The organism is Actinomycetospora termitidis, from assembly GCF_030286555.1.
GTDB classification, from domain to species: domain Bacteria; phylum Actinomycetota; class Actinomycetes; order Mycobacteriales; family Pseudonocardiaceae; genus Actinomycetospora; species Actinomycetospora termitidis.
The window spans coordinates 610,257-636,796 of the sequence record NZ_JASVWF010000003.1 but is presented as its reverse complement, the minus strand read 5'-3'; the positions used below and the strand labels follow the sequence as shown (position 1 = coordinate 636,796).

Sequence of the window (26,540 nt, the reverse complement as noted above, 5' to 3'; positions counted from 1 at the left end):
CGTGACAGCAATGGCCCATCGCTCGCATCCGGTGCGAGCGGTGGGCCATCGTCGTCACGGGTGGGGGCGGAGCTGGGCCCTCACCCCCGGGTCGCGTAGGCCTCCAGCTGCGCGAGCTGCTGCGGGTCCAACGACGGGCGCACCGCCGAGCGGGCGGCCTCGAACTGGGCCGCCGTCACCTCGGTGGAGTCCAGCGACGCCCGCATCGCGGTGAGGGCGGCCTCCCGCACGAGGGCGGCGCAGTCGGCCGCCGAGTAGCCCTCCAGCGTCGCCGCGAACGCGTCCAGGTCGACGTCGTCGGCGAGCGGCGTCGCCTTCGACGCCGCTCGCAGGATCGCCGCCCGGGCCTCGGCGTCCGGCGGCGGCACGTAGATCTGGCGCTCCAGCCGGCCGGGGCGCAGCAGGGCCGGGTCGATGAGCTCCGGGCGGTTGGTGGCACCGAGGACCACGACGTCGTGCAGCGGGGTCGCGCCGTCCAGCTCGGTGAGCAGCGCGGCGACGACCCGGTCGGCGACGCCCGCGTCGGTCGAGCCGCCGCGGCGCGGGGCGAGGGCGTCGACCTCGTCGAGGAACACCAGGGCCGGGGCGGCGTCGGCGGCGCGGCGGAACAGCTCGCGCACCGCCCGCTCGGACTCGCCGACGTACTTGTCCAGCAGCTCCGCGCCCTTCACGACGAACACGTTGAGCTGCCCGGAGCCGGCCAGCGCCCGCATGAGGAACGTCTTGCCGCCACCCGGGGGGCCGTAGAGCAGCACCCCGCGGGGCGGGTCGACGCCGAGGCGGGCGAAGGAATCCGGGTAGGTCAGCGGCCAGAGCACCGTCTCGGTGAGCGCCTGCTTCGTCTCGACCATGTCGCCGACGTCGTCGAGGGTCAGCCCACCCGAGTGCAGCGTCTGCGACCCGGACGACGACAGCGACACCGGCCGGACCGAGGCCACCGCGCCGACCAGGTCCTCCTGCGAGAGCTCCAGCTCGTCCTCGGCGCCCCCGCGCAGGGCCGCCCGGACGGCCGCCTCCCGCCGCAGCGCCACGAGGTCCGCTGCGACGAAGCCGGGCGTGCGCAGCCCGACCGCCCCGAGATCGACGTCGGAGGCCAGCGGCACCTCGCGCAGCAGCACCCGGAGCAGTTCCGCCCGCTCCCGGTCGCCGGGCGCGGGCAGGCCGAGCTCGCGGTCCACGACGTCGGGGGCGCGCAGCCGCGGGTCCACCGCCTCGCCGCCCTGCGCGGTGGCCACCAGCGCGACGCCGTCGGCCACCACCGAGCGCAGCTCGTCGAGGACGACGGTCGCGAGCGGCGGCGGGTCAGAGGCCGGCAGCAGGGTCTCGACGTCGGGGACGAGCAGGACGGTCGCGCCGGGTGCCGAGCGGGCCCGCGAGCACGCCGTGCGCACCCGCTCCGCCGCCGACCCGGCCTCCAGCGCGGCCGCCGCCGGCGCGTCCAGCACGACGACGCCGACCTCCGCCTCGGCCGCCACCGCTCGCACCAGCGTCGTCCGCCCGACCCCCTCGGGGCCGGTGACGAGCACGCCCAGGCGGGCGGCGGCGCCGAGCCGGGTCAGCAGCTCCGGGCGGCGGAACACCAGGTCCAGCCACTCCCGCAGCCGGCGCGCCGCGTCCTGGTGCCCGACGAGGTCCGGCACCGACACGGTCGGCTCCACCGGCGCCGCCGGTGCCTCGGCCACGGCGGGCGCGGAGGCGGGCGTCCCGGTCGACGCGGCGGCCAGGCCGGGTCCGGGCGCGGCGGGGCCGGTCGTGCGCGGCGCCGACGCGAAGAAGCCGGACGGGGCGAAGGCGTTCGACCTGTCGTCGGGAAGGGCTCGTACCCCTGTCCGCGGGCCGTCCCGCCAGCCGACGACGGTGCTCGGGGCGACGACGAACGCGCCGCTCCCGGCGGGCTCGACGTCCACGACGGTGACGAGCTCGGTGGTCCAGGTGCCCCCGAGCTCCGCGGCCAGCCGGGTGCGGGTGCCGACGGCGTCCGCGCCGGGGACCGGGGCGAGGTCCTGCGGCAGCAGCGAGACGGTGTCCCCAGGTGCGAGCACCTTGCCGGTCAGCGCGAGCCGCAGGGTCTCCGGCGCGACCGCGGCCGAGGCGAGCTGCGACCCGGCGACGGTCACGGTGCGGGCGGCGGTGACCGTGACCGGCTCGACCGCCACACTCGTCCCCGCGACGATGCCGGCGTTGACCATCGCGGTCTCGTCCAGGGTGGCGGTCCCCGGCGCCACCATCCCGACGGCGGGTGCGGCGAGCGCGACCGTCGAGCGGGTCCCGACCAGGCGTACCGCGTCCCACGCGGCGAGCCCGAGCGCGGCGAACACCTCGCCGTGCAGGCGCACGACCCCGCGGCGCGCGTCGACCGCGGAGGTCGAGAGCTGGGCGGTGAGGGTGACCTGTCCGGGGGCGGACGTCACGGCTGGTCTCCTCCCCGGCGGCGCCGGCGCACCCCGAGTCGCTGTGGTCCGGGGCGGCTGCGGTCCCGGTCGCGGTTGATCGTGCGGCGCCCGGCGCGGGCGGCGGCGCCCGCGACCCGACGGGGCAGCGGACGGCGCGGCGGCAGCAGACCGAGCCGGCGGTGGGCCCGGCGCACCGCGCGGCGCTGGCGCGGCGGGACGTGCCAGACCTCGGGGTGCCGCTCGAGCCAGCGGTAGCGGTAGACGGCGTAGGGGATGTGCGCGAGGTAGGCCAGGATCGCGACCGGGTAGAGCAGGAACGGCACCGCGACGATCGCCGCGGCGACGAGCGCGACCAGCACCAGGGCCGGCGCGATCGCCGCGGCCGGCACGCGGACGCTCTTCAGCGACGCGGTCGGGATGCGGGAGATCATCAGGCCCGCGGAGAGCACCGTCCAGACGGCCACCGTCACCGGCGTCGACCACCAGCCCGGCCCCAGCAGCAGCTCGGTGGCGAGCGGTGTCAGCGCGACGAGGGCCCCGGCCGGGGCCGGGACGCCGACGAAGAACTCGCCCGCGAACGGCGGCGCCTCGGTGTCGTCGGACAGCGTGTTGAAGCGGGCCAGGCGCAGGGCCGCGGACACCACGAGCACGAGGGCGACGACCCAGCCGACCCGCAGGTCGTTCAGCGACCACAGGAAGAGGATCAGCGCGGGCGAGACACCGAAGGAGATGCAGTCGGAGAGGGAGTCCAGTTCGGCGCCGATGCGGCTGGTGGCGTCCAGGAGCCGGGCCAGGCGCCCGTCGAGGGCGTCGAAGACCCCGGCGAGCGCGATGCACGCGACGGCCGCGACCGCGTTCCCCGCGACCATGAACTGCACGCCGGACAGCCCCGAGCACAGCGCGAGCACCGTGACGGCGTTCGGCAGCAGCCGCACCCCGGGCGCGGTCGAGGCGGGCACTAGTCCGTTCCCGTCGCCGTGCTCGCCAGGGCCGCGAGCACGGTCTCGGCGCCGACCGTCCGCTGCCCGACCTCGACGCCGATCTCGGCTCCGGGCGGCAGCAGCAGGTCGACCCGCGAGCCGAACCGGATCAGGCCGTAGGTCTCGCCGGCCGCCACCTCGTCGCCGGGGCGCGCGTCGCAGACGATCCGGCGGGCCACCAGTCCCGCGATCTGGACGACGGCGAGGTCACGGCCCGCGGTGTCGCGCAGCCACACCGCGGTGCGCGAGTTGGCCTCGCTGGCCTCGGGCAGGTCGGCCGAGACGAAGGTGCCGGGCCGGTGCTCGACCGCGAGGACCTGCCCGTCGACCGGGATCCGCTGGACGTGCACGTCGTAGACCGAGAGGAAGGTGCTCACGCGCGGGCGCGGGCCGGCCGGGAAGCCCTTCGCGATCAGCTCCGGCGGCGCCTCGGCGTCCCCGATGACGCTGACGGTGCCGTCGGCCGGGGCGACCGCGATGTCGGCACGGCGCGGCGTGCTCCGGTGGGGGGCGCGGAAGAACGCCGCGACCGCACCCGTCGTCAGGATCGCGCCGAGCGTGCCGCGACCCCGCAGGGCCCGGAGCGCGAGGGCTCCCGCCGCGACCGCGCCGATCACCGGCGCGCCTCCCGGGTGCAACGGCGGCATCGTCTCGCGGACGAGGTCGACGGCGTGCAGCACCGGGTTGCGGCGCGGGGCGGGCAACGCCTCCCGTGCGGTCGCGGTGGGGTCGCCAGGGGCGGGGGAGCGATCGGGCACGGGGTTCCCTCGAGTCGACGGCGGGCGTGTCCGAATCTATCGGCACGCGGTGGGAGGGGCCGGGGCCGCCATCCCCCGAGACGGCGACCCCGGCCGAGAACCGCTCGTCCGCTCCCCAGCGACAAGCGGTTGGTCGACGGTGGTCGTCACGCGATCCGCCATCGGGCGACCCGGGGTGAACTCGTCCGGCGACGACGCCATGAGAGTTCTCACACATGGTGCCCGATCTTCGTCGGGGCTCCAAGTCCTTTTCGCGCCGATGGCCCAGCGAGAGCACTCGGACGGCGGCTTCCGCCCAGCTCGGAGGCCCGTGACCGGTCCAGACGGTTGCGCACCGTCAGCTCTCGAGCAACCACACCTCGACCTCGGTCCCGGCGGCCACCTCGGTGACCTCCGCCGGCACGACGAACAGGCAGTCGGCGAGCGCGAGGGCGGCGAGCAGGTGGGAGCCCGCGCCGCCGACCGGTGCGACCGTGCCGTCCAGGTCGAGCCGGCCGCGCCGGTACTGCCGGCGGCCGTCGGGCGAGCGCAGGTCCTCCGCGACACGCGCCCGCACGCGCGCCCGGTCGGGGTGCGGGTGGCCGCCCGCGCGCCGGAGGGCCGGGCGCACGAAGACCTCGTACGACACCAGCGAGCTCACCGGATTCCCGGGCAGGGTCACCACGGCGACCCGGTCCTGGTACCGCCCGGCCCCCTGCGGCATCCCGGGCTGCATCGCGACCTTCGTGAACGTGACGCCACGGGTGGCGAACGCGTCCTTGACCACCTCGTACGCGCCGGCACTGACGCCCCCGGAGGTGATGACGAGGTCCGTGGGCTCGGCCAGAGCCGCGTCGAGCGTCGTCAGGAACTCGTCGACGTCGTCGGGGACGAAGCGCAGGAGGCGGGCCTCGCCGCCCGCGTCCTCGACGGCGGCGGCGAGCATCGGGCCGTTCGACTCGTGGATCTGGCCGTGGCGCAGCGGCTCGCCCGGGGCGACGAGCTCGGAGCCGGTGGAGAGCACGAGCACCCGCGGCCGCCGGTGCACCGTCAGCTCCGGGGCGCCGACCGCCGCCGCCAGACCGATCTGCGCCGGCCCCAGCACCGTCCCGGCGGTGAGGACCACCTGCCCGGCGGTGACGTCGTCCCCGGCCCGCCGCACGCTCTGCCCGGCGTCGACCGCGCGGTCGACCCGCACCTCGCCGCCCGGCAGGCCACCGTCGGTCCACTCCACCTGCACGACGGCGTCGGCGCCCGCGGGGACGGCGGCGCCGGTCATGATCCGGTGGGCGGTGCCGGGGGCGAGCGGGGGACCGTCGACCCGCCCGGCGGGGACGTCCTCGGGGACGGGCAGCGTCGTGGGCGTCGTCGCGACGTCCGCGGCCCGGACCGCGTAGCCGTCCATCGCGGAGTTGTCGAAGGGCGGCAGCGCGACCGGTGAGGTGAGGTCGGCGGCCAGCACGCGCCCGCGGGCGTCGGCCAGGACGACCGTCTCGGTCCCGGTCGCGCCGATCAGCGCGGCGACCGTCGCGGCGTGCTCCTCCACCGGGCGCATCGCGGCCGGATCGCCGTGGTCGTGGCCGTGCCCGTGTCCCGTGGAGGTGCTCACGGGACGCCATCGTGCCCCCGAGCGGCGTCACGCCGCGTCCGGCCCCGCGCGAGGTGGTGCGGCCCTTACCCTCGTCGCCGTGACCGGGACCAGCACCACGAGCGAGGACCTGACGGGGTCGTCGTTCGGGCGCTTCCGGATCGAGGGGCTGATCGGCCGCGGCGGGATGAGCACCGTCTACCGGGCGACGGACACGCGGCTCGGGCGGGTCGTCGCGCTCAAGGTCATCGACGCCGCCCTGGCCCGGGACGAGGAGTTCCGCGAGCGGTTCCGCGACGAGGCCCGCAACACCTCCGCGGTGGACCACCCGCACGTCGTGCCGCTCTACGACGTCGACAGCGCCGACGACCCGCACGGTGCGACGCGGCTCTACATCGCGATGCGCTTCGTCGAGGGCCCGGACCTCGCGGCGCTCGTCGGCGGCCGCCCCCTCGCGCCCGAGCGGACGCTGCGCCTGCTCGACCAGGTCGCGGACGCGCTCGACGCGGTGCACGACCACGGGCTGGTGCACCTCGACGTCAAGCCGGCCAACGTGCTCGTCGGCGGCGCCACGACGGGCGGCGACCACGCCTACCTCGCCGACTTCGGGCTCACCCACCGCGGGGCCACCGGGCACCGGACCCGGGGCGGGGACTTCCTCGGCTCCCCGACCTTCGCCGCCCCGGAGCACCTGCGCGGGGAGCCGGTCGACGCCCGCACCGACCTGTACTCGCTGGGCTGCGTGCTCTACGCCTGCCTGGCCGGGCACGCGCCCTACCGCGGGACGGTCACCGAGGTGATCGACGCGCACCTCGCCGGTGACGTCCCGTCGGTGGGGCACGGGGTCGCGCTCGGGCCCGGCATCGACGACCTGCTGCGTCGCGCGATGTCGGTCGACCCCGACCGCCGGCCGGGCAGCGCCCGCGGGCTCGTCGGCGAGGCGCGGACCGCGCTCGCGCGGCGGCCGCTCCCGACGACGGGTCGGGTCGCGCGGGCGGCGCCTCCCGCCGTCCCGCCGCGTGGGGGGAACCCCCATGCGGTCCGGACGCCCGGATCCTCCCCGCACCCCGCGCCCGGGCGTCCCCGCCCGCCGGCGCGCGGACCCGTCGTCGGGAACGGGATGCCCGCGCGTGCTCCCCTCCCGCCGCGCACCACGCCTCCGCCCCGGCGCATCCAGGCCCCCGCGCCGCCCACCGACCTGGGGGCGTTCGGCGGGGGCCGGTCCGGTGGGCGGCCGTTCCTCGTCCCGGTGATCGCCGGCGCGGTGCTCGTCGTGCTGGTGGTCGTGCTCCTCGTCGCGCTGCTCTAACGGCCCGCCGCGTCGCTTGCACTCACCCCACCCGAGTGCCAGACTCGGCGTTGGCACTCGGTACTGTCGAGTGCCAGGTCGGGACGGTGAGATCGGCGTAATGGAGCTGGTCGTCCGTCGCGGGCACCGCCTGGCCGAGCACACGTGTCTCTCATCGGAGGACCACCCAGCATGGCCAAGATGATCGCGTTCGACGAGGAGGCCCGTCGCGGCCTCGAGCGGGGCATGAACAGCCTCGCGGACGCCGTCAAGGTGACCCTCGGCCCGCGCGGCCGCAACGTCGTCCTGGAGAAGAAGTGGGGCGCCCCCACGATCACCAACGACGGCGTCTCGATCGCGAAGGAGATCGAGCTCGAGGACCCGTGGGAGAAGATCGGGGCCGAGCTCGTCAAGGAGGTCGCGAAGAAGACCGACGACGTCGCCGGTGACGGAACCACCACCGCGACCGTCCTCGCCCAGGCCCTCGTCCGCGAGGGTCTGCGCAACGTCGCCGCCGGCGCGAACCCGATGGCCCTCAAGAAGGGCATCGAGAAGGCGACCGAGGCCGTCTCCCAGGCGCTCCTGAAGTCCGCCAAGGAGGTCGAGACCAAGGAGCAGATCGCGGCCACGGCCTCGATCTCCGCCGCCGACCCGCAGATCGGCGAGCTCATCGCCGAGGCGATGGACAAGGTCGGCAAGGAAGGCGTCATCACCGTCGAGGAGTCGCAGACCTTCGGGCTCGAGCTCGAGCTCACCGAGGGCATGCGCTTCGACAAGGGCTACATCTCGCCCTACTTCGTCACCGACCAGGACCGGATGGAGGCGGAGCTGGACGACCCGTACGTCCTGCTCATGTCCTCGAAGATCTCGTCGGTGAAGGACCTGCTCCCGCTGCTGGAGAAGGTCATGCAGTCCGGCAAGCCGCTCGCGATCATCTCCGAGGACGTCGAGGGCGAGGCCCTGGCCACGCTCGTCGTCAACAAGATCCGCGGGACGTTCAAGTCGGTCGCCGTCAAGGCCCCCGGCTTCGGTGACCGCCGCAAGGCGATGCTCGCCGACATGGCGATCCTGACCGGTGGCGAGGTCATCTCGGAGGAGGTCGGCCTCAAGCTCGACACCGCCGACCTCACGCTCCTGGGCCGCGCCCGCAAGGTCACGGTCTCCAAGGACGAGACGACCATCGTCGACGGTGCCGGCGACGCCGAGCAGATCGCGGGTCGCGTGACCCAGATCCGCTCGGAGATCGAGCGCTCGGACTCCGACTACGACCGTGAGAAGCTCCAGGAGCGTCTCGCCAAGCTCGCCGGCGGCGTCGCGGTCATCCGCGCCGGTGCCGCGACCGAGGTCGAGCTCAAGGAGCGCAAGCACCGCATCGAGGACGCGGTCCGCAACGCCAAGGCCGCGGTCGAGGAGGGCATCGTCGCCGGCGGTGGCGTCGCCCTGCTGCAGGCCTCGACCGGCGACGTCTTCTCCGGCCTCGGGCTGGACGGGGACGAGGCCACCGGCGCCAATATCGTGCGCACCGCGCTCGAGGCGCCGCTGAAGCAGATCGCGCACAACGCCGGCCTCGAGCCCGGCGTCGTGGCCGAGAAGGTCCGTGGGCTGAACACCGGTGAGGGCCTCGACGCCGCCACCGGCGAGTACAAGGACCTGATCAAGGCCGGCATCATCGACCCGGCCAAGGTCACCCGCTCGGCGCTGCAGAACGCCGCGTCGATCGCCGCGCTGTTCCTCACCACCGAGGCCGTCGTGGCCGACAAGCCCGAGAAGGCGGGCGCCGGTGCCGGCGCCGACCCGACGGGCGGCATGGGCGGCATGGACTTCTAGTCCCTGCTCCGTTCTCGACGACGGGCCGTACCCCTGCGGGGGTGCGGCCCGTTCGTCGTTTTCCGCCCGGTGCGACGCCCTCTGGCCGGAACCGGACGAATCACCTACGGTGCGTGCGCGTCGGACCACGGTGAGGGAGCGCGCATGAGCCAGGTGACGGACCCGGCGTCCACCGAGGGTCACAAGCTGCCGGTGCGCACGCTGGTCGCGGCCAGCATCGGCAACGCGGTCGAATGGTTCGACTGGACCATCTACGCGACGTTCGCGGTCTACTTCTCGTCCCAGTTCTTCGACCGGTCGAACTCGACGCTCGCGCTGATCGGGACGACCTCGACCTACGCGCTCGCGTTCTTCTTCCGTCCGCTGGGCGGTGTGGTCCTCGGCCGCCTGGCCGACCTGCGCGGGCGCCGGTTCGCGATGCTGGTGACGATCCTGCTGATGGCGGGCGGGTCCCTGGTGATCGCGGTGCTGCCGACGTACTCCGCGGTCGGGTGGCTGGCGCCGATCCTGCTGCTGCTGGCCCGCATCGCACAGGGGCTCTCGCTCGGCGGTGAGGTGTCCAACGCCAGCGCCTACCTCGCCGAGATCGCGCCGCCGAACCGGCGGGGCCGGTACTCCAGCTTCTTCTACATCTCCACCGGTGTCGCGCTGCTCGCCGCGTCGCTGCTCGGGCTGCTGCTCACCTCGACGCTGTCGCGCCCCGACCTCGAGTCGTACGGCTGGCGCATCGCGTTCGTGGTCGGGGGCGTCCTCGGTCTGGTCGGTCTCTGGCTGCGGCGCAGCCTCACCGAGACCGAGCAGTTCGAGGAGAACGTGGAGAAAGCCAGGGCGACGAAGAACCCGCTGCTGCGGACGCTGACCCACCACCCGCGGTCGGTCCTGCAGCTCTTCGGGTTCACGCTGCTCTCGACGCTCTGCTACTACACCTTCTTCAGCGCCCTGACCCCGTACGCGGTGCAGTTCCGCGACGCCCCCGGCAGCGACGTGTTCCTCGCGCTGTCCATCGGCACCGTGGTGTTCATCGTGCTGCAGTACCCGATGGGTGCCCTCGCCGACCGGTTCGGGCGCAAGCCGCAGATGCTGGTCTGGTCGCTGGCGTTCGCGGTCCTGACGGTGCCGCTGAGCCTGCTCATCACCGAGCGCCCGCCGCTGATCAACCTGATCATCGTGTTCTCGGTCGGCCTGGGCCTCTACGCGGTGTTCTCGTCGATCGCGCCCGCGATCATGAGCGAAATCTTCCCGACCGAGCTGCGCGCCCTCGGGATCGGCGCCTGGTACAACCTCACGGTCGCGATCTTCGGCGGCACCGCCCCGCTGCTGATCGCGGCGTTCTCCGGGGCGGGCCAGCCGCAGCTGTTCTTCTGGTACGTCACCGGGGGCGCGGTGATCGCGTTCCTGATCATCCTGACGCTGCCGGAGACGAAGGGCCGCGTGCTGACCTGACGTCGGTCCCGTCCCATTCCGTACGAGCGGGCCGTTCGTCACGCAAGATCGTGACGAACGGCCCGCTCGTAGGTCCGCTGGCGGCCCCGGGTGCCCGCTCGACCCGACGTCGGGAAAATAGTTCCCGTGACGCTCAGGGCGCTCTCAGCCGATCTGGGCATCCTGGACACATGGAAGCCCTGCGGATCCTGCTGAACCTGGTGTGGCTGGTGCTCGCCGGGGTGTGGATGGCGATCGGATACGTGATCGCCGGCGTCATCTGCTGCGTGCTGATCGTGACGATCCCGTGGGGCATCGCGTCGTTCCGGATCGCCCTGTTCACGCTCTGGCCGTTCGGTCAGCGGCTGGAGAAGCGGGCCGACCACGGCGTCGGGTCGACGCTGGGCAACGTCATCTGGTTCGTGGTCGCGGGCTGGTGGCTCGCGATCGGGCACGTGTTCACCGCGATCGCCCTGGCCGTCACGATCATCGGCATCCCGTTCGCGTGGGCGAACCTCAAGCTGATCCCGGTGTCGCTGACGCCGCTGGGCCGACGGATCGTCGACGTGGACGACCCGCGGACCTTCGGGGTGGGGCCGACCACGGCCACCACCCCGATCCCGGGCGCCCGACGCGAGGTGCCCTGGTACGGCCGCTAGTCGACCTCGGGCACCGGCGGGCCGAGGATGTCGTCGGCGTCGACGATCCGGTAGGCGTAGCCCTGCTCGGCGAGGAAGCGCTGACGGTGCGCGGCGTAGTCGGCGTCGACCGAGTCCCGCGAGACCACCGAGTAGAAGTGCGCCTGCCGGCCGTCGCCCTTGGGACGCAGCAGCCGCCCGAGGCGCTGGGCCTCCTCCTGGCGGGAGCCGAACGTCCCCGAGATCTGGATCGCGACGGAGGCCTCGGGCAGGTCGATCGAGAAGTTCGCGACCTTCGAGACGACGAGTCGCGGCAGCTCACCGCGGCGGAACTGGTCGAAGAGCTTCTCCCGCTCCTTGTTCGTCGTCGACCCCTGGATGACGGGGCAGTCGAGCGCCTGGCCCATCTCCTCGAGCTGGTCGATGTAGGCGCCGATGACGAGGGCGGGCTCGTCGGGGTGCTGCTCCAGGATCCGGCGTACCACCGGGATCTTCGTCCGCGCGCAGGCGCACATCCGGTAGCGCTCGTCGGCCTCCGAGGTGGCGTAGACGATCCGCTCGTTCTCGGTCATCGTCACGCGGACCTCGACGCAGTCGGCGGGCGCGACCCAGCCCTGCGCCTCGATGTCCTTCCACGGCGCGTCGTAGCGCTTCGGCCCGATGAGCGAGAAGACGTCGCCCTCGCGGTTGTCCTCGCGGACCAGGGTCGCGGTGAGCCCGAGGCGCCGGCGGGACTGCAGGTCGCTCGTCATCCGGAAGACGGGCGCGGGCAGCAGGTGCACCTCGTCGTAGATGATCAGGCCCCAGTCGCGGGAGTCGAACAGCTCCAGCGCCCGGTACTCGCCCTTGGTCTTGCGGGTCATCACCTGGTAGGTCGCGATCGTGACCGGGCGGATCTCCTTGCGCTCGCCCGAGTACTCGCCGATCTCGTCCTCGGTCAGCGAGGTGCGGGCCACGAGCTCGCGCTTCCACTGCCGCCCGGCGACGGTGTTCGTGACGAGGATGAGCGTGGTCGCCTTGGCCTTGGCCATCGCAGCCGCCCCGACGAGCGTCTTCCCCGCGCCGCAGGGCAGCACGACGACCCCGGAGCCGCCGGCCCAGAAGCCCTCGACGGCGGCGGCCTGGTAGTCGCGGAGCTCCCAGTCCTCCTGGTCGAGCTCGATGGCGTGCGCCTCGCCGTCGACGTAGCCCGCGAGGTCCTCGGCGGGCCAGCCCACCTTGAGCAGCGTCTGCTTGAGCAGCCCGCGCTGGGACGGGTGCACGATCACGGTGTCGTCGTCGATCTGCTCGCCGAGCAGCGGGGCGATCTTCTTGTTGCGCTTCACCTCGGCGAGCACGGCGCGGTCGAACGAGACCATGACGAGGCCGTGCGCGGGGTGGTTGGTCAGCTGCAGCCGCCCGTAGCGGCCCATCGTCTCGACGACGTCCATGAGCAGGTTCTGCGGGACGGCGAAGCGGGAGTGGCTGACCAGCGCGTCGACGACCTGCTCGGCGTCGTGGCCCGCGGCGCGCGCGTTCCAGAGGGCGAGCGGCGTGACGCGGTAGGTGTGCACGTGCTCCGGCGCGCGTTCGAGCTCGGCGAACGGCGCGATCGCGGTGCGGGCCGCGGCCGCGCCCTCGTGGTCCACCTCGAGCAGCAGCGTCTTGTCGGACTGGACGATCAGCGGTCCGGTCCCGGGGGTGCTCACGGCGTCGGGCCTCCAGGGGTCTCGCGAGGGTGACGACGGCAGAACCGTCTCCTCCATTGTCCTCTTCCCGCGGGCGGGCCGGATCGCGCTACCGCACCCGTACGTTGACCAGCCACATCGAGTGATCGACGCCGCTCGGAGGGGGTCCCGGCCCGACGGGGAGATGATCTCGTCAGGGGGGACGGATACACTCCCGCATCACCGACACCCGCTCCGGGGAGTGACCCACCACTCGTCGGGGCCGTCGCGGGCCACGCTCGTGCGCGGCCGCCCTGCCCGCCCGCTCCACGTCGAGATGCACCGCATCCCGACGACGGTGCCCGACCCGACCGAGCGACGGACCCGCCGATGCGACCCACTGTCCCGCGGTGTGCACGCCGTGCACACGACTCCGCGTCGACCGGGGTGACCTCGTCACCCACGGAGCGTCGTGGCGATCGAACCGTGGGCAGTGTAGCCCATGAACAACTACAGAGGGTGCAGCAGGCGTCCGTTCGTGGGTGCGTGTCCGCGGTGGACGCCCGACCGACCGGTGCAAGGGGAAGGATCGACGCGTGACCGCTCCCGTCCGTCGAACCGACGCGCGAGGCGACGCCCGCGGCGGTGGTCCCGACCCGCAGGGCCGGCCGCCCCGCGGTGAGCGCCTCGCGCTCCGCAACTGGAGCCTCCCCGTCAAGCTCGCGGCGGTCCTCCTGGTGCCGACGCTGTTCGTCATCACCCTGGGCGTCCTGCGCATCGTCGAGCAGACCGACGAGGCGAGTTCCTACGACGGCGTGCAGCAGGCGGTCGCCCTGGAGAGCAACAACGCCGCGCTGCTCGCCGCCCTCGACTCGGAACGGCGGGCCGCCGCGGTCTTCCTCGCGACGAACCGGGCCGGTGGGTTCGGCCCCGTCCAGGAGGCCGTCGACGCGACGAACGACCGGCTCGCCCAGCTGCGCAGCGGCTACGGATCGGCCGACTCGGTCGACGAGCAGACGCGGTCGGCCTACCGCGAGGCCTTCTCCGCGGTCGAGGGGCTCGACCGGGTCCGGGACGACGTCCGGGGCGGCGCCGTCGACCCGGCCGGCGCGATCTCGCGCTACACCGACGCCACGACCTCGGTCCTGACCTTCGACGAGTCGCTGACCCGCGAGGCGGCGGACCCGTCGATCGCCGGCCTGTCGGGTGGCCTCTACGCGCTGTCGGTGGTGCGGGAGCAGGACGCCTACGTGCAGGCGGTCGTGGCCGCGGCGATCGCCGGCGGTCGCATCGACGCCCCGTCGATCGACCAGGCGCGCAACGCGACCCTGCGCCGCAGCATCGCCGTCGACGAGTTCCGCAGCGCGGTCGGGACGGACAACGCCGCCCTCGCCGACGCCGTCGTCGGGCCCGACGTCGACCAGCGCGACCGGCTGGCCCAGGTCGTGCTCGGCCGGGGCAGCGCCGGCCTGCCGCTGCAGGTCTCCGCGCAGGACTGGGACGCGGCGTCGTCGGCCGTCCAGCTCAAGGTCACCGACGTCTCGAACCAGCTCCGCGAACGCCTCCAGGCCAACGCGGCCGCGCTGCAGAACAGCGCCCGCAACGCGGCGGGCGTCGCGTCGGTCGTGCTCCTGCTCGCGCTGATGGCGGGCGCCGCGGTCGTCTTCTTCGTGACGCGCTCGCTGCTGCGCCCGCTGCGGTTGCTGCGCCGCACCGCTCTCGACGTCGCCGAACGCCGCCTGCCCGACGCGGTCCGCAGCCTGCGCGAGGGCGAGGCCCCGGACACCGAGGTGACCCGCACGCCGATCGAGACCCGCGAGGAGATCGGTCAGGTCGCCCGCGCCTTCGACCAGGTGCACGAGCAGGCGGTGCGCCTCGCGGCCGAGCAGGCCGGCCTGCGGTCGGCGTTCAACAGCATCTTCGTGAACCTCTCGCGCCGCTCGCAGGCTCTGGTCGAGCGGCAGCTGCGGCTGATCGAGCAGCTGGAGAACAAGGAGGAGGACCCGGAGGCCCTCGCCGACCTGTTCCAGCTCGACCACCTCGCGACCCGCATGCGGCGGAACTCCGAGAACCTGCTGGTCCTCTCGGGGACCGACCTCGCCCGGCGTGGCGGCCGCCCGGTGCCCCTGGTCGACGTGCTGCGCGCGGCGGCGTCCGAGGTCGAGCAGTACCAGCGCGTCGAACTCGCCCCACCACCCACCGTCCAGCTGCTCGGCCGCACGGCCGCCGACGTCGTGCACCTCGTCGCGGAGCTGCTCGAGAACGCCACGGCCTTCTCCGCGCCCGAGACCCGGGTCGACGTGTCGGCGCGCCCGGAGGCCGACGGCGCGGTCGTCCTCGAGATCGCCGACCGGGGCGTCGGGATGACCGACGAGGACCTCGCCGACGCGAACCAGCGGCTCGGCTCGCCCCCCACCGTCGACGTCTCCGCGTCCCGGCGGATGGGCCTGTTCGTGGTCGGCCGTCTGGCGATCCGGCACGGCATCGGCGTGACCCTCCGCGCCGGTGAGCAGGGCGGGGTGGTCGCCGCGGTGCGCATCCCCTCCTCCGCGGTGCTCTCCGGGGCGCCCGGGGGGCGGTCGGGCGGTGGTCCGTCCACGCGTGCGCTCGGCGGGACCGGGCTGCCCGTCCGGTCCCCGGGGTCGAGCGGCGTCGGCGCGGCGCCGGGCGCGCCGCCGCGACCGGAGTGGCCGGAGCGTGCGGACGGTCCCGGGATTCCCCGTCAGGAGCCCCGCGAGGGGAACCCGGAGCTGCCGCGGCGCACCGCCGCGCGCGGAGTGGCTGCGGCCGGAGCGGCCGGAGCGGCCGGCGTCGCGGGGGCCGCCACGTTCTTCGCCCCGTCCATCACGCCGGACGGCGCGTCCGAGGCGGGCGGGGAACCCGGCACGGACGCCGCCCCGGCGCCCGTCGACGGCGAGACACCGACCCGGCTCAACGGCGTCGGCGGTGCGCTCGCCGCCGCGCTGCCCCGCCGCCCCGTCCGGCCCGGCGCCACGCCTCCTCCGCCGCCACCGGAGGAGCCCGCACCCGCCGGGGTCCCGGGCCCGCACGACGACGCGGCCGACCACGACGAGGACGACGAGGACGACGACCGCGTCGCCACCACGGTCGGGTCCGAGGACGACGGGGTGACCGTCTGGAGCCAGGGCACGCCCGGCACCGACGAGCAGGCGTCGTCGGTCCCGGAGCGGCCCGTGGCCGCCCACGCCTGGCGTGGACCCGACGGTGCGCCCGACGAGGACGAGCCGTCCGCCGACCCCGGGCCGACCGAGGACGCCGGTCCTCCCGGACGGCACGGTTTCCGTGGTGTGCCCGACGGCGGGCCCGTGCCGGGCCCGCCCCCGGGTCGCCCGGCGCCGCGTCCCCGTCCCGGCCTGCCCGGCCGGGGAGAGAACGTCCCGGCCGCGCAGAGCTGGGGGAACGACGCGCCGGCTCCGCAGCAGGGCTGGGGTGAGGAGCCGCCCGCGGCGCGCCCGCAGGCGCCCCGACCGATGCCGATGCGCCAGGCCGGACCGTTCCCGGGTGCACCGGCGGGTCCGCGGCCGGCCCCGTGGGGTCCGCCCCGCGACCACGGCCCCCGCCCGCCGGGTTCGCCGCCGGTGCCGCAGCCGACGATGTGGAACGGCGCCGAGGTCGTGCCACCACCCGGCTCCGACACCGCCGAGCCCGACGCGGTGGACCAGGAGGTGTCGGCCGAGGACGTCGCCCCGGCGACGCCCGCGGGCGACGTCCACGAGGCTCCCGTGGTCGAGCGGTCCGAGGACGACGTCGAACCGGCTCCCGAGCCCGTCGCGGAGGCGAGTCCCGCCCCGGTCGACGCCCCGCCCGACGGGCTCGCCCCGGTCGACGGGACGGACGGGTCCGACGAGTTCCCGGCACGCCCGACGCGACGCTCGCTGCGCCCCCTCGCGCAGCGTCGCCGGCCCGAGGGCGGTGGTCCCCTGCTCCGACCCGGCTCGGCGCCGCGGCTGCGGCCCCGACCGGCCTCCGAGACCGAGGGCGACGAGGCCGCCGCCGAGGCCGAGGAGCTGTTCGCCCCCGGCGACGACACAGCTGCTCCCGCCGTCCCGGAGACCCCGACGGCTCCGGCCGCCGCACCCACCCAGAACGGCGGACGGGGGTTCGTCGACGACGGCCTCGGCGCGGAGACGAACGGGGTCCCGGCCCCCGCGACGAACGGTGCCCACGGCCCGGGCACGAACGGCACCGGCGGGCTGCCCGTCCGCACACCGGGTGCCCTCCCGCGCCGGCCCGCGGCGGTGCTCCCCAACCGCGAGCGCACGCCGATCTTCGACGAGGTCGCGTCGGTGTGGTTCCGCGAGGCCGAACCGAGCGCCCCGGACGAGGTCGACCCGGAGTGGGCCGAGACCGGTCGCGGCGGCTTCGACGCCGGGGCACCGTCGCTCTCCGCGGTGGACGCCGGCACCACCGAGGCCGGGCTGCCCCGTCGTCGTCCCCGGGCGCACCTCGTCCCGGGGAGCGCCCAGCCCGCGCCCGCCCCTGCCCCGGCACCGACCGGCGCGGGTGAGGCCACCCGCCGCTCCGCGGACGCGATCCGCGGGCGGCTCGCCAGCTACCAACGCGGGGTCGCCGACGGGCGCACCCGCGCGACCCGGCCGACCGACGGCGGGCCCGCCGCCGGGGCCGACACCACGAACGGCACCGAGGAGGAGCAGTGACGGCACCCCAGTCGCAGCCCAGCAGGTTCGGCTGGCTGGTCTCCAACTTCGCGGAGCGGGTCCCGGGCGTGGCCCACGCCGTGGTCGTCTCCGCCGACGGGCTCCTGCTGACCGCGTCGAGCCGGCTCCCTCGGGACCGAGCGGACCAGCTCGCGGCCGTCGCGTCCGGCCTGATCAGCCTCACCCAGGGCGCCGCCCGGTGCTTCGAGGCCGGTGAGGTGGTGCAGACGGTGGTCGAGATGGAGCGCGGGATCGTCCTGCTGATGTCGATCAGCGACGGCTCCTGCCTGGCGACCCTCGCCGCCCCGAACTGCGACATCGGCCTCGTGGGCTACGAGATGACGTTGCTGGTCGACCGGGTCGGTCAGCTGCTCACGCCCGAACTGCGCGCGGAGCTCCAGGGATCGGGGTTCCGGTGAGGTGGGCGGGGGGAGGTGACCTGCGGTGAGCCAGGGACCGGAGGACGACGCCTTCGCGGAGGTCCTCAACGGGATCACCGGCGGAGGGTCGCGCCGATCGGGGGAACGGCGCGGGTTGTTCCGGCGCCGCAGGAAGGACGACGACGCCGCGGTCGATGCCGATGCCGAGGCCGCCCGCCGGCTCGACGCCGAGGACGGCGGTGGGGCGCACCGCACCCCGCCCGGCGGGACCCCGACGGCGTGGGCCGGCGCGTCCCGACCGACCGGCCCGCTCTTCCCGTACGGGGACCCGGCCCTGCCGCCGACCACCCCCGGGGGGATCCAGGCGCCCGGCCGCCACGAGTTCGTCGCCCCGGACTACCCGGACGGCCCGCGCCGTCGGGACGAGCCGCCGGAGGCCTCCTTCGTCCGGCCCTACGCGTGGACCCGCGGCCGGACCCGGCCGGCCTACGACCTCGCCGTCGAGACGCTGCTGTCGACGACGGCCCAGGGCCGCGACCCGGCCCAGGTCGCCCAGTACGAGCACCGCATGATCGCCGACCTGTGCATCGAGCCCCGGTCGGTCGCGGAGGTCGCCGCGCTGCTCTCGCTGCCGCTCGGGGTGGCGCGCGTGCTGCTGGGCGACATGGCCGCGCACGGGTCGATCGTGGTGCACGAGACCGCCTCGTCGACGGGTGACTCCCCGGACATGGCGTTGATGGAAAGGGTGCTGAGTGGACTACGACGGCTCTGAGCGGGCGGTCCCGACGACCACGTCGGCCAAGATCGTCGTCGCCGGGGGTTTCGGGGTCGGCAAGACGACCTTCGTCGGCTCGGTCTCCGAGATCGACCCGCTGACCACCGAGGCGGTCATGACCGACGCCAGCTCCGGCGTCGACGACCTCACCGCGGTCCCGAACAAGCGCACGACCACGGTGGCGATGGACTTCGGCCGCGTCACGCTCGACGAGGACCTGATCCTCTACCTCTTCGGGACGCCGGGTCAGGACCGCTTCTGGTTCATGTGGGACGACCTGGTCCGCGGCGCCATCGGGGCGGTCGTGCTGGTCGACACCCGCCGTCTCGCCGACTGCTTCGCCGCGGTCGACTTCTTCGAGGACCGCAACCTGCCCTACGTGCTCGGCGTGAACTGCTTCGACGGCGTGCTGACGCACTCGCTGCAGGACGTGGTCGAGGCCCTGGCCATCGACCCGTCCGTCCCGGTGGTCACCGTCGACGCCCGCGACCGCGAGTCGACCAAGGAGACGCTGATCGCGCTGGTGGAGCACGCGATGCAGGTCTGGGCGGTGGGCGCCCGCGCCTGAGCGGACCGGAAGGAGCGAACGGCACTCTCGCGCACGTAGATGCAGCGAGAGTGCCGTTCGCTCACTCCAGGGGCGCTCAGGTCTCGGTGAGCACGCTGACCGAGGTGATGCGGTGCAGGGCGAACGACACCGCGGAGCCGGGCCCCGTGTCCTCGGACCCGACGGCGGCGTCGGTGCCCTCGAGCAGCCCGCCGCCCACGCGCAGGGGGCGCACGACGCGCTGCGAGGCGGTCCCGGCGGCGTCGACGTAGCCGATCCAGACCGTCCGGCCGGTCCGCGCGGCGTCGGCGAGCACGGCCACGGTCGCCGAGGCGGTCTGCCGGGTCGACCCGGGGACCGTGGCCGCGCCGCGGGAGGCGGTCGCCGCCCGGTCCCCGGCACGCAGTTGCGCGACCAGCGCGGACACCTGGTCCTCGGACAGCGACGGGGAGCCGTTCGCCCCGGCGCGGTCCGGACGCCGTGGCGCGGTCCGGCGACCGCGGGGCCGGAGGTCGAGCACGCCGCCGTCGGCGTCCTCGGCCACGGGCGAGAGCCCGGCGGCGCGCAGCGCGTCCATCAGCTCGGCCAGCGGCGCCGACGACACCACCACCGTGGGCGCGAGCCGGCGCAGCTCCATCGCGCCGGCCGCGGGCAGGGCCATCACCTCGGCCAGGAGCGCCTCGTCCTCGGAGCGCAGGAACGACGCGGCCGATCCGCCGCGCAGCCGCCCGTGGCGCCGGGCGACGTCGTCGACCAGGTAGGTCAGCCCCTGCGGCACCGGGGTCGCCGAACGCTCGGCGAACAGCGCGTGCACCTCGGCGGCGGTCCATCCGAGGTCGAGGGCGCGGCGCAGCGAGCCCTCGCTGATGCGGTACACCGTCGCGCCGCCCGCGGACTCCACGTCGGCGACCCGGTCCATCGCCGCCGCGAGCTCCGGCTCCAGCCGCCCCGGGGCCACGGCGGTGAGGTCGGCCTGCAGCAGCACGTGGCCCACCGGCTCGGGCATGGCCGGGCGCAGCGCGGCCGCCGCGGACGCGTCCGGGTCGTCGTCCGGCCGCCGCGGCACCCGCAGCAGCTCGCGCCCCGCCGTCGTGATCGCGTCGAGGGCGACGACGCCGAGCGCGGTCGCCTCGCGCACGGTCGCGCGGACCAGCTCGTCGCGCATCCGCCCGCCGCGCCGCGGCGCCCGCCACGCCAGCGAGGTGACCAGGTCGTCCACCGAGGCCGGCCCGTCGCCGTCGTCGAACTCGGCGAGCCGCGCGAGCACCCGCCGTCGGACCTGGGCGGCCCAGGGACGGCGGACCTCGTCGGACAGCGGGCCCACGAGCTTGTCCATCGAGTCCCGCTGGCCGATCGACGACGCCTGGCGGGGCATCTCCAGCCACGCCCGGGCGAGGGCGACCCACTGCGTCTCGGGCGGTGCGGCGAGCCAGCGGTCGGCGGTCGTCGTCGGGCACCAGACCGCGTCGGCGTCCTCGCTGACGGCGACCAGCGACGCGGCGGCGAGGGTCTCGACGAGCAGCCCGGCTGCGGTCTCGTCGACGTCGAGCACCTTGGCCAGCTTGCGCAGGTCGCGTACCCCGAGGCCGCCGGAGCGCAGCACGGCGGGCGGCGCGGCGGACCACGCCGCGATCACGCCCTCGGCGCGCCGCACGGTCTCCAGGGCCTCACCGGCGGCGGTGGCGTCGACCGTCGCGGGGTCGTGGGCCGCAGGGGCCGGCATCGGGTCGGTGGCGACGACCGGGCCGAGCGGCCGCTCGCCGCGCAGCCCCAGCCCGGCCTCCCGCGTCAGCTCGACGGTCTCGTCGTCGACGCGGCGCAGGACACCGGCCTCGAGCAGCCGGGACACCGGGTTGCCCGCGTCGCCGTCGCGGGCGCGGCTGCGTCCCACCGGACCCTCGCGGTCGAGGGCGTCGACCACCGCCCGCTCGTCGTCGGGCAGGCCGGCCATGACGGCGGCCGGGTCCTTCTCGCGCAGCACCGAGCCGTCCGGGGCCGGCCGGCCGAGCCCGGCCGGGTGGCGGCGGGCGGTGTCGCGCAGGGCGGGGACGGCCCGGAGCCCGGCCGACCCGTCGTCGCGATCGGCGTCCCACACCAGCGCGAGCGTCCGCAGCCGCCCGAGGGCCGCGCGACCGACCTCGCGGGCCACGTCGGCGCCCAGGAGGTCGAGGACGTCGGCCGGGTCGACCGGTGCCTGGTCGGCCTCGGCCACGAGCAGCGCGTCGACCACTGCGAGGTGCAGCGCGTCGAGGTCCTCGCAGGCCCGGCCGACGGAGGTCCGCACCCCGGCGCGCGTGGCGACGACGCCGGTGTCGGCGGGCGCGGGCAGGGCCAGGTCCGGGCGGGCGCGCAGCAGCGCGCCGAGGGTCGCGTCGTCCTGGGCGCGCAGGTGTTCGAGGAGCGTCCTGGCCATCCCTACCAGGTTAATCGCTGCTGATCGTGGGGGCGGTGCGGTCGCCGGACGGGCGTCCGGTGCGGCAGACTGGAGGCCGATCACGCGACCAGGGAGGAACCGGTGGCAGCGCAGAGCGACGGTGAGCGGACCGAGAAGGCCGTCGAGCCCCGTCAGGACCCGTGGTGGCCCCAGGTCGACGGTGGCCACCCGATCACCGAGCTCATGGCGCCCACCCAGGGCGCGGCCTCGCCGTTCGGCGAGGTCGAGTTCCCCCTGTCGGCGGAGCAGCTCGGCTACGAGCACCCGCACACGGAGATCAATCGCTGATGACCGTCGCCGGCCTCCTCCTCGCGGCGGGGGCCGGGCGCCGGATGGGCACCCCGAAGGCGCTGGTCGTGCTGGACGGCGAACCTCTCGTGGTGCGGGCGCTGCGGGCCCTTCGTGACGGCGGGTCGTCCCCGCGCGTCGTCGTGGTGGGGGCGGCGGCCGACCAGGTGTCCGCGGTGGTCCGCGCCGCCGACCCGGACGCCGTCGTGGTCCGGGCCTCCGCGTGGGAGCGCGGGATGGGCGAGTCGCTGCGGGCGGGCCTCGGCGCACTGCCCGACGGTGTCGACGCGGCGCTCGTCCTGCTGGTCGACACCCCGGGGATCGGAGCGGAGGCCCTGGCCCGGGTCGCGGCCGCGGCGACGCCCGAGGGCATCGTCCGGGGCGCCTACGAGGGGCGGCCCGGCCATCCAGTCGTATTCGGACGCGACCACCTGGCGGCGGTGGCCGCCGCCGCGCACGACGATGTCGGGGCGCGGGGCTACCTTGCCGGGCGGGACGACGTGGCGGCCGTGGAGGTCGGCGACGTCGCCACCCGGGACGACGTCGACACCCCGGCCGACCTGGCCCGGCTGTCACCGACGAGAGCGCAGGAGGGCTGAACCGTGGCGGTCCCCGGACCCGGCTACGCCATCACCGCCCGCGTGGAGGCGCCGCCGAGCGCCACCGCGGCGGGCGATCTCGCGGTGGCCGTGGGTCGCGTCGGCGGCGTGATGACGGCGTTCGACGTCGTCGAGTCCCGGCCCGACTCGATCATCGTCGACATCAGCTGCAACGCGCTGTCCGAGCGGCACGCCGAGGAGATCACCGAGGCCCTGGGCGCGCTCGACGGGGTGCGGGTCCGCAACGTGTCGGACCGGACCTTCCTCGTGCACCTCGGCGGCAAGATCGAGGTCACCGCCAAGGTCGGCCTCCGCACCCGTGAGGACCTCTCCCGGGCCTACACCCCCGGCGTCGCGCGGGTCTGCCAGGCGATCGCGCGCCGGCCGGACGACGCGCGTCGGCTGACGATCAAGCGGAACACCGTCGCGGTGGTCACCGACGGCTCGGCGGTGCTCGGGCTGGGCAACCTCGGGGCCGCGGCCGCGATGCCGGTGATGGAGGGCAAGGCGGCGCTGTTCAAGCGCTTCGCGGGCGTCGACGCGTGGCCGGTGTGCCTGGACACGCAGGACACCGAGGAGATCATCCGCACCGTCGAGGTCCTGGCGCCGGTCTACGGCGGGATCAACCTCGAGGACATCGCGGCGCCCCGCTGCTTCGAGATCGAGGAGCGCCTGCGCGCGAGTCTCGACATCCCCGTCTTCCACGACGATCAGCACGGCACCGCCGTCGTCGTGCTCGGGGCGCTGCGCAACGCGCTGCGGGTGGTGGGCAAGCGCGCGGAGGACTGCCGCATCGTGGTGTGCGGCGTCGGGGCGGCCGGCTCGGCGATCATCCGGCTGCTCCTGCCGTTGGCGCCGGCCGACCTGATCGCGGTCGACGTCGACGGCATCATCCACCGCGACCGGTCGGGTCTTCACGAGTCGCTGCGCTGGGTGGCCGAGCAGACCAACGCCGAGGGCCGCACCGGTGACGTGCACGACGCGCTGCCCGGGGCGGACGTGTTCATCGGGGTCTCGGCGCCGAACCTGCTGCACGCCGACGACGTGCGGGGGATGGCCGACGACGCGATCGTGTTCGCGCTGGCCAACCCCGACCCGGAGATCGATCCGGGCATCGCGCAGCACCACGCGGCGGTGGTTGCCACGGGGCGGTCGGACTACCCGAACCAGATCAACAACGTGCTCGCCTTCCCGGGCATCTTCCGCGGGCTGCTCGACGCCCAGGCCCGCGGCATCACGGACGCGATGCTGCTCGCCGCCTCGGCCGCGATCGCCGACGTCGTCGCCGAACCGAACCCGCTGTTCATCGTGCCGAGCGTGTTCGACTCGACGGTGTCGCCCGCGGTGGCCTCGGCCGTGCGCAAGGTGGCCGAGGCGGGCGAGGACGCGCACGGCTCCGTGCAGGAGGCCCTGGACGCGGGGGCGGCGTCCGCGGAGGGTGCCGCCGAGAAGGAGGACGCATGACGGCGCCGCAGGGACTGACGCACCTCGACGAGACCGGTGCCGCGCGCATGGTCGACGTCGGCGACAAGGAGGTCACCCGGCGCGTCGCGACGGCCTCCGGCGTGCTGCGCACCACCGCGGAGGTCTGCGCGGCGCTGCGCGACGGCACGGTCCCCAAGGGCGACGCGCTCGCCACCGCGCGCATCGCGGGGATCATGGGCGCGAAGCGGACCCCCGACCTCGTCCCGCTGTGCCATCCGATCCCGCTGGCCGGGGTCACCGTGGACCTCGAGGTGGGGGAGTCCGAGGTCCGCGTCACCGCGACGGCCCGCAGTGCCGACCGCACCGGGGTGGAGATGGAGGCGCTGACCGCGGTGTCGGTGGCCGGGCTCGCCCTGCACGACATGGTCAAGGCCCTCGACCCGGCCGCGACGATGGACGGTGTGCGGTTGGAGCGCAAGGAGGGCGGCCGGTCGGGCGTCTGGACGCGACCGGAGGGCCGATAGGTGAGTGAGCCGTTGCGGCGGGCGCGAGTGATCACGGCGTCGAACCGGGCGTCCGCGGGGGTGTACTCAGATCGCGGCGGTCCGGTGATCGTCGACTGGCTGCGCGAGCACGGTTGGACCGCGGACGACCCGCAGGTGGTCCCCGACGGCGAGCCGGTGGCGGAGGCGCTGCGGGCGGCGGTCGCCGATCGGGTCCAGGTGGTCCTGACGACGGGCGGCACCGGCATCTCGCCGACCGACGGGACGCCGGAGGCCACGCGCTCGGTGCTGGACTACGAGGTGCCCGGGATCGCCGACGCCGTGCGGGCGGCGGGGGCCGGGACGGTGCCCACGAGCATGCTCTCCCGGGGCGTGGCCGGCGTCGCCGGGCGCACACTGGTGGTGAACCTGCCCGGCTCCCCGGGCGGGGTGCGCGACGGGTTGACCGTGCTGGAGCCGGTGCTCGAGCACGCCGTCGACCAGATCCAGGGAGGGGACCACCAGTGAGTGCACCGACCGAACCCGCCACGGTGCTCCGGGCGGCCGTCGGCGAGGAGCCGCTCGACGTGGCCGAGCACGCCGCCCTGGTGGACGGCCCGCGCAGCGGTGCGGTCGTCACGTTCTCCGGGGTGGTGCGCGACCACGACCACGGCCGCTCGGTGCGCGCGCTGGACTACGAGGGCCACCCGTCGGCGGGCTCCGTCGTGGAGGAGGTCGCCGCGGACGTGGCCGGCCGCTTCCCCGGGGTCACGGCGATCGCGGTGTCGCACCGGATCGGCCCGCTCGCGATCGGCGACGTGGCGCTGGCCTGCGCGGTCGCGGGGGAGCACCGCCGCGAGGCGTTCGACGCGTGCAGCGAGCTCGTGGACGAGGTGAAGCGTCGGCTGCCGGTGTGGAAGCGCCAGGAGTTCGCCGACGGCTCCGAGGAATGGGTCAACTGCCCGTAGGCCCCGGACGGCGGCCCGGCGGGGTGCACCTCCTCGCGGGGAACCAGGTGCACCTGGCCCACCTTGTCGCGGGGAACCGGCGGACTCGCTGCACCTTGTCGCGGGGAACCGGCGCACCTGGTGCACCTTGTCGTTGTGGTTCACAACGACAAGGCGGCGGTCGGGTGCGGAGAACCCGCGACAAGGTGGCGACCGGGGCGGGCCGGCGGTACGGCCGGGGAGCTGCCGACCGGGCGGATGCACCTTGTCGCGGGGAACCGGCGCACCTGGTGCACCTTGTCGTTGTGGTTCACAACGACAAGGCGGCGGTCGGCCGCAGAAACCCCGCGACAAGGTGGTGGGCCGGTCCCGGCGGCGCGTAGCTCGACGTCATCGGTGGCCCGGCTCGGGGAAGCGGACGTCAGGAACCGCACATGCTCTCGCCGGCGGAGCGGTCCGGGTGGCCGACAGGGGACGTGTCGCCGGGCGGCGTCGCCACCCGGTCAGCCTTGTCGCGGCGATTCGGCAGGACCCGCACACGCTCGTCGTGGTGATTCACCGCGACAAGGCAGCGCGCGGGTCGGGAGAAGTCGCGGCCACGGCCGGCGGCGGGCGCACCCGCCGGAGAATCCCCGACACGGCCGGCCTGACAGTCGGCCGCCCGGCGGGGGGACCACACACGACGACCCCCGTCGGAGCTCGGGGCACCGGCGGGGGTCGAGGCGTGGTGGATCAGCTCAGGGCGAGCTGCTGCCCGACACTGAGGGTGTCGGGGTTCGTGATGGCGTTGCGCTGGGCGATCTGCTGCCAGCTGACGCCGTGCGCGGACGCGATAGAGCTCAGGGTGTCGCCCGAGGCCACGGTGTAGCCCCCGGCCGGGGCCACCGCGGAGGGAGCCGGGGCCTTGATCGACTCGGTCTCGCCGCTCTTCTTCGAGGACGTGGACCCGGACGACCCGGACTTCGACGAGCTGCCCTCGCTGTTCGCCTTGTTCGAGGTCTGGCCGGTCTTCTTGGAGCAGGTCGGCCAGGCCTTCATGCCCTGCGAGGCCTTGACCCGCTCGGCGACCTGGATCTGCTCCTCGCGGCTGGCGTTGTGGGCGCTGCCCGATCCGCCGAAGGCCTTCCACGTGGACGGGGTGAACTGCAGGCCGCCGGAGAACCCGTTGCCGGTGTTGGTGGACCACTTGCCGCTGCTCTCGCACTTGGCGAGGGCGTCCCAGTCGGTGTCGGCGGATGCGGTGCCGGCCGCGAGCGCGAGCGGGGTGGCCGCGAGCGCGCCGACCAGCGTCAGCTGGGCCGCCTTGCGGGTAAGGGCGCGCGCCAGCGACTCATCGGTACTACGAAGCATGACCTCTCTCGTCGCACCGCGCCCCACGCCGCAGCGGGTCGGGAGTGATCTCCCCGACGGATCGTCGACCGGTTCCACGCGGTCTCACCGTGGGTACGCCATGGGTGGCGCACCA

Annotated in this window: 19 protein-coding genes and 1 pseudogene; 13 read left to right on the top strand and 7 right to left on the bottom strand. The window is 75.0% G+C overall.

What is annotated here, in order from left to right; translation table 11 throughout:
- Positions 1 to 80: 80 nt before the first annotated feature.
- From QRT03_RS16460 to moeA, 4 genes are all read right to left on the bottom strand, one after another.
- Positions 81 to 2,411, bottom strand: coding sequence for an AAA family ATPase (locus QRT03_RS16460; RefSeq protein WP_286053992.1), 2,331 nt, complete (start codon positions 2,409 to 2,411; stop codon positions 81 to 83).
- Positions 2,408 to 3,352, bottom strand: a complete 945-nt coding sequence (gene pssA / locus QRT03_RS16455) for a CDP-diacylglycerol--serine O-phosphatidyltransferase (RefSeq protein WP_286053991.1) — start codon at positions 3,350 to 3,352, stop codon at positions 2,408 to 2,410. Before pssA ends, QRT03_RS16460 begins: the two co-directional genes overlap by 4 nt.
- Entirely contained in the window at positions 3,352 to 4,131 is a 780-nt protein-coding gene (locus tag QRT03_RS16450; protein ID WP_425604848.1) for a phosphatidylserine decarboxylase, read from the bottom strand. The genes pssA and QRT03_RS16450 overlap by 1 nt, the downstream gene beginning before the upstream one ends.
- Positions 4,132 to 4,468: 337 nt before the next feature.
- Positions 4,469 to 5,665, bottom strand: coding sequence for a molybdopterin molybdotransferase MoeA (gene moeA, locus QRT03_RS16445; RefSeq protein ID WP_286054387.1), 1,197 nt, complete (start codon positions 5,663 to 5,665; stop codon positions 4,469 to 4,471).
- 133 nt (positions 5,666 to 5,798) lie between these two features.
- Between moeA and QRT03_RS16440 the strand changes: the two genes are divergently transcribed.
- The 4 genes from QRT03_RS16440 (at position 5,799) to QRT03_RS16425 (ending at position 10,894) form a co-directional block, all read left to right on the top strand.
- Positions 5,799 to 7,007, top strand: a complete 1,209-nt coding sequence (locus QRT03_RS16440; protein ID WP_286053990.1) for a serine/threonine-protein kinase — start codon at positions 5,799 to 5,801, stop codon at positions 7,005 to 7,007.
- Between the two features lie 171 nt (positions 7,008 to 7,178).
- The gene (groL, locus tag QRT03_RS16435) at positions 7,179 to 8,813 is read left to right on the top strand and encodes a chaperonin GroEL (RefSeq protein ID WP_286053989.1); all 1,635 of its coding nucleotides are present in this window, start codon (positions 7,179 to 7,181) and stop codon (positions 8,811 to 8,813) included.
- A gap of 144 nt (positions 8,814 to 8,957) precedes the next feature.
- On the top strand, positions 8,958 to 10,256 hold the full coding sequence (locus tag QRT03_RS16430) for an MFS transporter (protein ID WP_286053987.1): 1,299 nt from the start codon (positions 8,958 to 8,960) through the stop codon (positions 10,254 to 10,256).
- Between the two features lie 179 nt (positions 10,257 to 10,435).
- Entirely contained in the window at positions 10,436 to 10,894 is a 459-nt protein-coding gene (locus QRT03_RS16425; protein ID WP_286054386.1) for a YccF domain-containing protein, read from the top strand.
- On the opposite strand, the gene QRT03_RS16420 is transcribed toward QRT03_RS16425, so the two are convergent.
- On the bottom strand, positions 10,891 to 12,561 hold the full coding sequence (locus QRT03_RS16420) for a DNA repair helicase XPB (RefSeq protein ID WP_286053985.1): 1,671 nt from the start codon (positions 12,559 to 12,561) through the stop codon (positions 10,891 to 10,893). The two genes, QRT03_RS16425 and QRT03_RS16420, sit on opposite strands and share 4 nt — an antisense overlap.
- A gap of 554 nt (positions 12,562 to 13,115) precedes the next feature.
- On the opposite strand from QRT03_RS16420, the gene QRT03_RS16415 reads away from it, so the two are divergent.
- The 4 genes from QRT03_RS16415 to QRT03_RS16400 are packed head-to-tail and all read left to right on the top strand — an operon-like array spanning position 13,116 to position 18,921.
- The gene (locus QRT03_RS16415) at positions 13,116 to 17,198 is read left to right on the top strand and encodes a nitrate- and nitrite sensing domain-containing protein (RefSeq protein WP_286053983.1); all 4,083 of its coding nucleotides are present in this window, start codon (positions 13,116 to 13,118) and stop codon (positions 17,196 to 17,198) included.
- Positions 17,195 to 17,617, top strand: a complete 423-nt coding sequence (locus QRT03_RS16410; RefSeq protein WP_286053981.1) for a roadblock/LC7 domain-containing protein — start codon at positions 17,195 to 17,197, stop codon at positions 17,615 to 17,617. The genes QRT03_RS16415 and QRT03_RS16410 overlap by 4 nt, the downstream gene beginning before the upstream one ends.
- 25 nt (positions 17,618 to 17,642) lie before the next feature.
- Positions 17,643 to 18,350: a DUF742 domain-containing protein gene (locus QRT03_RS16405; RefSeq protein ID WP_286053979.1), complete on the top strand. Its 708-nt coding sequence runs from the start codon at positions 17,643 to 17,645 to the stop codon at positions 18,348 to 18,350.
- A complete protein-coding gene (locus QRT03_RS16400) occupies positions 18,331 to 18,921 on the top strand; it encodes a GTP-binding protein (protein WP_286053978.1) in 591 nt (196 codons plus the stop codon). The genes QRT03_RS16405 and QRT03_RS16400 overlap by 20 nt, the downstream gene beginning before the upstream one ends.
- A 76-nt stretch (positions 18,922 to 18,997) precedes the next feature.
- Here the strand turns inward: QRT03_RS16400 and QRT03_RS16395 are convergent, their stop codons facing one another.
- Positions 18,998 to 21,313: a helicase-associated domain-containing protein gene (locus tag QRT03_RS16395; protein ID WP_286053977.1), complete on the bottom strand. Its 2,316-nt coding sequence runs from the start codon at positions 21,311 to 21,313 to the stop codon at positions 18,998 to 19,000.
- 102 nt (positions 21,314 to 21,415) lie between these two features.
- Between QRT03_RS16395 and QRT03_RS16390 the strand changes: the two genes are divergently transcribed.
- The 5 genes and pseudogenes from QRT03_RS16390 (at position 21,416) to QRT03_RS32205 (ending at position 25,096) form a co-directional block, all read left to right on the top strand.
- The gene (locus QRT03_RS16390; protein ID WP_286053976.1) at positions 21,416 to 21,622 is read left to right on the top strand and encodes a hypothetical protein; all 207 of its coding nucleotides are present in this window, start codon (positions 21,416 to 21,418) and stop codon (positions 21,620 to 21,622) included.
- Positions 21,622 to 22,221 carry a nucleotidyltransferase family protein gene (locus QRT03_RS16385; RefSeq protein ID WP_286053975.1) on the top strand — a complete coding sequence of 200 codons (600 nt, stop codon included), beginning with the start codon at positions 21,622 to 21,624 and terminating at the stop codon, positions 22,219 to 22,221. The genes QRT03_RS16390 and QRT03_RS16385 overlap by 1 nt, the downstream gene beginning before the upstream one ends.
- A gap of 3 nt (positions 22,222 to 22,224) precedes the next feature.
- Positions 22,225 to 23,685: an NAD-dependent malic enzyme gene (locus tag QRT03_RS16380; protein ID WP_286053974.1), complete on the top strand. Its 1,461-nt coding sequence runs from the start codon at positions 22,225 to 22,227 to the stop codon at positions 23,683 to 23,685.
- Entirely contained in the window at positions 23,682 to 24,170 is a 489-nt protein-coding gene (gene moaC, locus QRT03_RS16375) for a cyclic pyranopterin monophosphate synthase MoaC (RefSeq protein WP_286053972.1), read from the top strand. Before QRT03_RS16380 ends, moaC begins: the two co-directional genes overlap by 4 nt.
- Positions 24,171 to 25,096, top strand: a pseudogene (locus QRT03_RS32205) (molybdenum cofactor biosynthesis protein MoaE).
- A gap of 711 nt (positions 25,097 to 25,807) precedes the next feature.
- Here QRT03_RS32205 and QRT03_RS16365 read toward each other — a convergent pair.
- Positions 25,808 to 26,425, bottom strand: coding sequence for a LysM peptidoglycan-binding domain-containing protein (locus tag QRT03_RS16365; RefSeq protein WP_286053971.1), 618 nt, complete (start codon positions 26,423 to 26,425; stop codon positions 25,808 to 25,810).
- Between the last annotated feature and the right edge of the window lie 115 nt (positions 26,426 to 26,540).

Bases quoted from the DNA above. Each gene is read 5' to 3' on its own strand.
- moeA (WP_286054387.1), bottom strand. From the start codon at position 5,665: ATGCGCCCGGTGGAGGAGCACGCCGCGACGGTCGCCGCGCTGATCGGC.
- moaC (WP_286053972.1), top strand. From the start codon at position 23,682: ATGACGGCGCCGCAGGGACTGACGCACCTCGACGAGACCGGTGCCGCG.
- QRT03_RS16365 (WP_286053971.1), bottom strand. From the start codon at position 26,425: ATGCTTCGTAGTACCGATGAGTCGCTGGCGCGCGCCCTTACCCGCAAG.
- groL (WP_286053989.1), top strand. From the start codon at position 7,179: ATGGCCAAGATGATCGCGTTCGACGAGGAGGCCCGTCGCGGCCTCGAG.
- QRT03_RS16430 (WP_286053987.1), top strand. From the start codon at position 8,958: ATGAGCCAGGTGACGGACCCGGCGTCCACCGAGGGTCACAAGCTGCCG.
- QRT03_RS16385 (WP_286053975.1), top strand. From the start codon at position 21,622: ATGACCGTCGCCGGCCTCCTCCTCGCGGCGGGGGCCGGGCGCCGGATG.
- QRT03_RS16395 (WP_286053977.1), bottom strand. From the start codon at position 21,313: ATGGCCAGGACGCTCCTCGAACACCTGCGCGCCCAGGACGACGCGACC.